Origin of the sequence: Streptomyces sp. NPDC047028 (genome assembly GCF_040644095.1) — a bacterium.
GTDB lineage: Bacteria > Actinomycetota > Actinomycetes > Streptomycetales > Streptomycetaceae > Streptomyces.
Genome location: NZ_JBEYVS010000117.1, coordinates 1 through 3,272, shown reverse-complemented (window position 1 = coordinate 3,272; position 3,272 = coordinate 1). Strand labels below are relative to the sequence as shown.

Below are 3,272 nucleotides of genomic sequence, written 5' to 3'. Positions count from 1 at the left end.
GCCTCCCACGAGGTCTCCAGCAGCACCCGCTGCTGCGGGTCCGTCGCCAGCGCCTCACGCGGGCTGATCCCGAAGAAGTCGGCGTCGAAGTCGGCCGCACGGTCCAGGAACGCCCCCTGGTTGACGTACGTGGTGCCGACCGACTCCGGATCGGGGTCGTACGACTCCTGCCACAGCGGGCCACGGTCGGCCGGGAACTCGGAGACCGCGTCGCCGCCTGCCGCGAGGAGGTTCCACAGGTCCTCGGGGGAGGTCACTCCGCCGGGGTAGCGGCAGGCCATGCCGACGATCACGACCGGGTCGTCGCCGTCCGGCAGCTCGGTCGGCGTCGGCGCGGCCACCGACTCCTCGTCCGTGCCCACGAGTTGCTCGTCGAGGTAGCGGGCCACGGCCGCCGTGTTCGGATAGTCGAAGGTCAGGGTGGCGGGCAGGCGCAGGCCGGTCGCCGCGCCCAGCTTGTTGCGCAGTTCGACCGCCGCGAGGGAGTCGAAGCCGAGGGTGCCGAAGCCGCGCTCGGGGTCCACGGCCTGCGGGCCGTCGTGGCCGAGGGCGGCGGCGACGTGCGTGCGGACGAGTGTCAGCAGTCGGCGCTCGCGGTCGGCCGGGTCCAGGCGGACCAGTTCGTCCGCCAGGGAGCCGCTCTCGGCCGTGGCCGAGCCGGCGGTGCGGCGCGCCGGGGCCCGGACCAGGCCCCGCAGCACCGGCGGCAGCTCCTCCGAGCGGGTCCGGCGGGTCAGGGCCTCCTGGTCCAGGCGAAGGGCCAGGACGTGCGCCGCGTCCGGCAGGCCGCCGCCCGCCGCGTCCAGCATCGCCAGTCCGGCCGCGACGCCGTGCGCGGGCGTACCGGCGCGGGCGGCGCGGGAGACGTCGGCCGGGGCGAGGCCGGCCGCCATGCCGCCCGCCTCCGGGTCCCACAGGCCCCAGGCGAGCGAGAGCGCCGGAAGGCCCTGGGCGCGGCGCTGGGTGGCCAGGGCGTCCAAGTAGGCGTTGGCGGCGGCGTAGTTGGCCTGGCCGAGGGCGTCGAAGGTGGCCGCCGCCGAGGAGTAGAGGACGAACGCGTCGAGATCGCGGTCGGCGGTCAGCTCGTGCAGGTGCAGGGCCGCGCGGGCCTTCGGCGCCCACACCGCCTCCAGACGGTCCGGGGTGAGCGTGCCGAAGGTGGCGTCGGCGAGGACACCGGCGGCGTGCACGACGGCGGTGATGCCGGGATGGGCGTCGAAGAGGCCCGCCAGCGACCCCCGGTCGGAGACGTCGCACGCCTCCACCGCGACGGCCGCTCCCAACGTGCGCAACTCGTCCACCAGTTGTGCGGCCCCCGGCGCGTCGGCACCCCTGCGGCCCACCAGCAGCACGGACCGTACGCCGTGCTCGGCCACCAGGTGCCGGGCCGTGAGGGCGCCGAGTCCTCCGGTGCCGCCCGTGATCAGGACCGTGCCCGCCGTCGACCAGGAGTCGGCGACTGCCGGCACGGTCTCCCGCACCAGTCGCGGCACGTGCCAGCGACCGGCCCGCACCGCCAACTCCACCTCACCGTCCGGCAGTACATCCGGAACCTCGCCGTCCGTGTCGACGAGCACGATGCGTCCGGGGTGCTCCGCCTGCGCGGCGCGCACCAGGCCCCACACCGCCGCCTGCTCGGGGTCGCGGACATCGGCCTCGCCGTGCACGGGCATCGCGCCCCGGGTCACCACCAGCGGCCGGGCCTCGCCCGTGAGCGCGGTCTGCAGGGCGGTGACCACGTCGGCCACCGTCGTGCCGGACACCACTTGGAAGTCGGCCGTACGCACTGACGCGTCGGCCTGGGCCGGGGTCCACGCGACCCGGTACAGCGGGACCGTCCGGCCCGTGTCCACGGCGGCCGGCCGCAGGACCAGCGAGCCGACCGAGGCCACGCTCGCGCCGGCCGGGTCCATCAGGTGCAGACGGACGCCGGAGGTGGCCGGGGTGACGTGCACGCGGAGTGCGGTGGCGCCCGCGGCCCGTACGGTCACATCCGTCCAGGCGAAGGGCAGTTCGGCGCCCTCGGTGTCCTCGTCGAGGCCGATGACGTGCAGCGCCGAGTCCAGCAGGGCGGGGTGCAGGGTGTAGCCGACCGGGTCCACGCCGTCCGGCAGGGCGACCTCGGCGAACAGTTCCTCACCGCGTCGCCAGGCGGCGCGCAGACCCTGGAAGGCGGGGCCGTAGCCGTACCCCTGGGCGTCCATGCGGGCGTAGGCGTCCGTCACGTCGAGGGGCTGGGCGCCCTGCGGCGGCCATATCCCGGCCTGGGCTTCGGCTTCCGATCCGGGTGCGGGGGCGGCCGGTGCCAGTACGCCCTGGGCGTGCACCGTCCAGTCGGGGTCGGCCCAGTCCGTGCCGGCCGCGCGCGAGTGCACGGTCAGCGCGCGGCGACCGACCTCGTCCGGCTCCTCCACAACGAGCTGGACGTCGGCACCCGCCTCGGGGCCGTCGTCCAGGGTCAGGGGTGCCTGGAGGGTGAGTTCCTCCACGGCCGAGCAGCCCGCCAAGTCAGCCGCTCGCACGGCGAGTTCCACGAACCCGGTACCGGGAAGCAGGACGGTGCCGCCGACGGCGTGGTCGGCCAGCCACGGGTGGCTGCGCACCGACAGCCTGCCCGTGAGGACCAGCCGCTCCGAGCCCGCCACCGTCAATGCGGCTCCGAGCAACGGGTGTTCGGCGTCCGTCACGCCGAGTGCGGCCGGATCGGCGGGCCCGTCGGCGACGGCGTCCAGCCAGTAGCGCCTGCGCTGGAAGGCGTAGGTGGGCAGTTCGGGGGCCTTGGCGCAGGCGGCCGAGCCCAGGTAGGCCGCCCAGTCGACTTCGGTTCCGCGCAGGTGCAGTTCGGTGACGGCACCGGCAAGGGCGGCCGGTTCGTCGTGGCTGCGGCGCAGGGCGGGCAGCAGCCGGCCGTCGGTGACGGACTCGGCGCCCATCGCCGCCAGCACGGCGTCCGGGCCCAGCTCGAGGAAGGTGGTGACGCGCTGGTCCTCCAGGGCGCGGACCGCGTCGGCGAACCGTACGGCCTCACGGACGTGCCGCACCCAGTACTCCGGGTCGGCCAGCTCCTCGTACGACACCTCGCGGCCGGTCAGCGTAGAGACGATCGGGATGCTTGGCCGCATCGGGTTCAGCACCTGGGCGAACTGGCGGAACTCGGCGAGCATCGGCTCCATCAGCGGCGAGTGGAAAGCGTGGCTCACGGTGAGCTTCTTCGCTTTACGGCCTTCACCGGTGAAGTGGCTGACAACCGTGTTCACACCTGTTTCCGGGCC

At 74.8% G+C, this 3,272-nt stretch carries 1 protein-coding gene; it reads right to left on the bottom strand.

What is annotated here, in order from left to right:
* A partial coding sequence (locus ABZ854_RS37125) for an SDR family NAD(P)-dependent oxidoreductase (protein ID WP_361220445.1) occupies window positions 1–3,257 on the bottom strand: 3,257 nt, incomplete at its 3' end.
* Window positions 3,258–3,272 lie beyond the last annotated feature (15 nt).